Origin of the sequence: Nigerium sp. (assembly GCF_039811905.1) — a bacterium.
Taxonomy (GTDB): Bacteria; Actinomycetota; Actinomycetes; order Propionibacteriales; family Propionibacteriaceae; genus Propioniciclava.
In genome coordinates this window covers 1-3,729 of record NZ_JBDHZL010000163.1, presented here as the reverse complement: position 1 = coordinate 3,729, position 3,729 = coordinate 1, and the positions used below count along the sequence as shown (strand labels likewise).

The following is a 3,729-nucleotide window of genomic DNA, read 5'->3' as shown; positions in this document are numbered from 1 at the left end:
CCCGGTTGGTGCTGCCCCACATGCGGGCGCAGAAGTCGGGGACGATCGTGAACATCACCTCGATGGGCGGCAAGATCTACACCCCGCTGGGCGGCTGGTACCACGGCACGAAGTTCGCCCTCGAGGCGCTCAGTGACTGCCTGCGTCTGGAGGTCGCTCCGTTCGGCATCAACGTCGTCGTCATCGAGCCAGGCGGGATCGCGACGGAGTGGGGCGGTATCGCCGCCGCCAACCTGGAGAAGACCTCTGGCAGCGGCCCGTACAAGGCGCAGGCCGAGGCGGTGGGCAAGTCCCTGCGATCCGAAGCGAACGCGAACCGCAACTCGCCGCCCTCGGTCATCTCCGACGCGATCGCCAAGGCGGTGACCGCCAGGCGTCCCAAGACGCGGTACGCCGTGGGTTTCGGTGCCAGGCCGCTGATCGCTGCGGGTGCCGTGCTGTCCGATCGGCAGTTCGACGCTCTGATCTCGCGGGCCACGGGGGTTCCTCGCTCCTGAGGCGGCCACCGTGCGCGTGTGACGCGCCTGACGTCGTGGGACGCGTCACCGCGCACGCCTTCGGTCAGGCGGGTCGCGCGTGCGCCGGGTGCGGTAGCCGTTCATGCGGACGTCTTCCGGTGTCCTCGCTGCCAGCTTCCGCACGGTAGGGTGCGGTTCTTGTGAACCGTCTCGCCGCGCTGTTCAAGCGCTACCGGAACAGCCTCCAGGAGTTCGTGAAGTTCGGGCTCATCGGCGGCAGCGGGGTGCTGGTCAACATGGCCGTCTTCGCGGCCTGCAACAACGTGGCGATCCACTTCTTCAACAGCCACGAGTACGACGCGCTCATCTCCCTCGGCACGGGCGGCTACGCGGTCCGCAACTACGTGGCGTACAACGTCGTCGCGTTCGTGGTGGCGAACCTGTTCAACTTCGTGCTGAACCGGTACTGGACGTTCAAGCACGGCGGCCGCGCACCCTTCCTGAAGGAGTACGTGCCGTTCCTGGCCGTCGGCTTCGCGGCGAACCTGGTCGGCATCGTGATCCTGCAGTTGCTGATGAACCGCAACTCGCAGCTGTACCTGGGTTGGGACTTCTTCGTCGACGGCGCTCCGTTTTGGCGCCGTAGGGTCTACTGGGCTCAGTTGATCCAGATCATCCTCGTGATGCCGGTGAATTTCGTCGTCAACAAGCTGTGGACGTTCCGCGCCGTGCGTCGTCGCCATGCGGAGAAGATCTCTGCCTAGAGTGGCCGCGTGTATCTGAAGAGCCTGACGCTGCGCGGCTTCAAGTCGTTCGCGTCGGCGACCACGCTCGTCTTCGAGCCCGGCATCACCTGCATCGTCGGCCCGAACGGGTCGGGCAAGTCCAACGTCGTCGACGCCCTGAGCTGGGTGATGGGCGAGCAGGGGGCCAAGAGCCTGCGCGGCGGCAAGATGGAGGACGTCATCTTTGCCGGCACCGCCGGCCGGGCGCCGCTGGGCCGCGCCGAGGTCTCGCTCACGATCGACAACACCGACGGCGCGCTGCCGATCGACTACACCGAGGTCACGATCAGCCGCACGATGTTCCGGGCCGGCGGGTCCGAGTACGCCATCAACGGGCACGGGGCGCGGCTGCTCGACGTGCAGGAGCTGCTGTCCGACTCCGGCATCGGCCGGGAGATGCACGTCATCGTCGGGCAGGGGCAGCTCGACACGATCCTCACGGCAACCCCCGAGGTGCGGCGCGGCCTGATCGAGGAGGCGGCGGGCGTCCTGAAGCACCGCAAGCGCAAAGAGAAGGTGCTGCGCAAGCTGGAGGCCACCCAGGCCAACCTCGACCGGCTGCAGGACCTGCTCGGCGAGATCCGGCGGCAGCTCAAGCCGCTGGGCCGGCAGGCCGAGGTGGCGCGCAAAGCGGCGGTCGTCCAGGCGGAGCTACGCGACTCCAAGGCGCGGCTGCTCGCCGACGACTACGTGATGGCGTCGCTCGCGCTGGAGTCCGATCTGGCGGCGGAGGCGTCCCTGCGGCAGCAGCGGCTCGACGTCGAGTCGGCGCTCGAGGCCGCGCGGGAGGCGGAGGCGTCCGCCGAGGAGCGGGTGGCGGCGTCGTCCCCGCGGCTGGCCCGGGCGCAGGAGACCTGGTACGCGCTCGCCGGCCTGCGGGAACGGGCGGCGTCCACGATCACGATCGCGTCCGACCGGGTCCGCAACGCGTCGACCGCGAGCGTGGACGACCGCCGCGGCCGTTCCCCCGAGGCGATCGAGCTGGAGGCGCAGCAGGTCCGCGAGCAGGAGAAGCGGCTGGCGGCGGAGGCGTCCGAGAAGGCGTCCGCGCTGGCCGAGGCGACCGGCGAGCGCGCGCGCCTCGAGGCCGAGCACGCGGAGGCGGACCGGCGCTACGCGGCCCACGTCCGGGCGATCGCCGACCGGCGGGAGGGCCTGGCGCGGCTGACCGGCGAGGTGAACTCGCTGCGCTCGAAGGTGGAGGCCGCCGACGCCGAGATCGGACGCCTCGCCGACGCCGCCGCGCAGGCGACGCGCCGCGCCGACGAGGCGAAACACTCGTTCAACGCGCTGGAGAGCGAGCTGGCCGGGGTGAGCGCGGGGGAGTCCGGGCTCGACGGCGAGTACGAGAAGGCGGAGGCGGCGCGCGACGAGGCGTCCCGGACGATCGACGAACTCAAGGCCGCCGAGACGACCGCCCAGAGGGAGCGCGCGTCGATCGCGGCGCGGCTCGACGGGCTGAAGCTCGGCCTCGAGCGCAAGGACGCCTCGGCGGCGCTGCTCGCGGCGTCCGATCGCGTAGGCGGGGTTTTGGGGTCGGTCGCGGCCCTGGTCGGGGTGGAGGCAGGCTACGAGACGGCCGTCTCGGCCGCGCTCGGCAACGCGGCGGAGGCCGTGGCCGTGGCCGGCCTGGACGCCGCCGTGGACGCCTTCGGTCACCTCAAGACCGACGACCTCGGCCGCGTCGGGCTGCTGCTCGGGGGCGCGCCCGACGGGGAGGACGCCGCGTCCTGGCCCGGGCTGCCGGGCGGTGCGCGGTACGCGACCGAGGTCGTCACCGTGGAGTCGTCGCTGGAGCCGGCCGTGACGCGCCTGCTGCGCAAGGTCGCGGTGGTCGACGACCTGGCGGCGGCGCGGGCGCTGGTGGCCAGCGTCCCCGATGTGGCGGCCGTCACGCGCGAGGGCGACGTCTTGTCGTCGTGGTTCTCCTCCGGCGGGTCGTCGGCCAAGCCGAGCCTGATCGAGGTCCAGGCGGCGGTCGACGAGGCGTCCGGACGGCTCGTCGACGCCCAGGCGGAGGTCGAGCGGCTCGCGTTCGCGCTCGCCCAGGCCAAGGACGCCCACGCCGCGGCCACGCGACGCAGCGACGCCGCGCTGGCGCGGCTGCACGAGTCGGACGCCCAGTACTCGGCCCTGGCCGAGGAACTGGGCCGGCTGAACCAGGCGTCCCGGGCGGCGCTGGCGGAATGGGAGCGGCTGCGGTCGTCCGCGGCGGCCGCGGAGGAGGCCAAGGACAAGAACGCCGCGGCGCTCGCAGCGCTGACGGAGCGCCTGGAGCTGGCCCAGTCCCACGCGGAGGTCTCGGACGCCGACCCGACCGAGCGCGACCGGCTGGCGACCGCAGCGACGGCGTCCCGGCAAGCGGAGATGGAAGCGCGCCTCGCGCTGCGCACCGTCGAGGAGCGCGCCCGCGCGTTCGCCGGCCGCGCCGACTCGCTGCTGCGGGCCGCCGAGGCCGAGCGCCAGGCGCGCGCGAAGGCCGCGCA

3 protein-coding genes are annotated in these 3,729 nt (G+C 72.2%); all 3 read left to right on the top strand.

The annotated features are described in order from the left end of the window. Window positions 1-497: SDR family NAD(P)-dependent oxidoreductase (locus WMJ97_RS14695; protein ID WP_347349751.1), on the top strand; the 497-nt coding region annotated here is incomplete at its 5' end. Window positions 498-658: 161 nt separating this feature from the next. After that, window positions 659-1,222, top strand: a complete 564-nt coding sequence (locus WMJ97_RS14690; RefSeq protein ID WP_347349750.1) for a GtrA family protein — start codon at window positions 659-661, stop codon at window positions 1,220-1,222. A 9-nt stretch (window positions 1,223-1,231) separates the two neighbouring features. Next, on the top strand, window positions 1,232-3,729 hold a 2,498-nt coding region (gene smc, locus WMJ97_RS14685), incomplete at its 3' end, for a chromosome segregation protein SMC (RefSeq protein WP_347349749.1).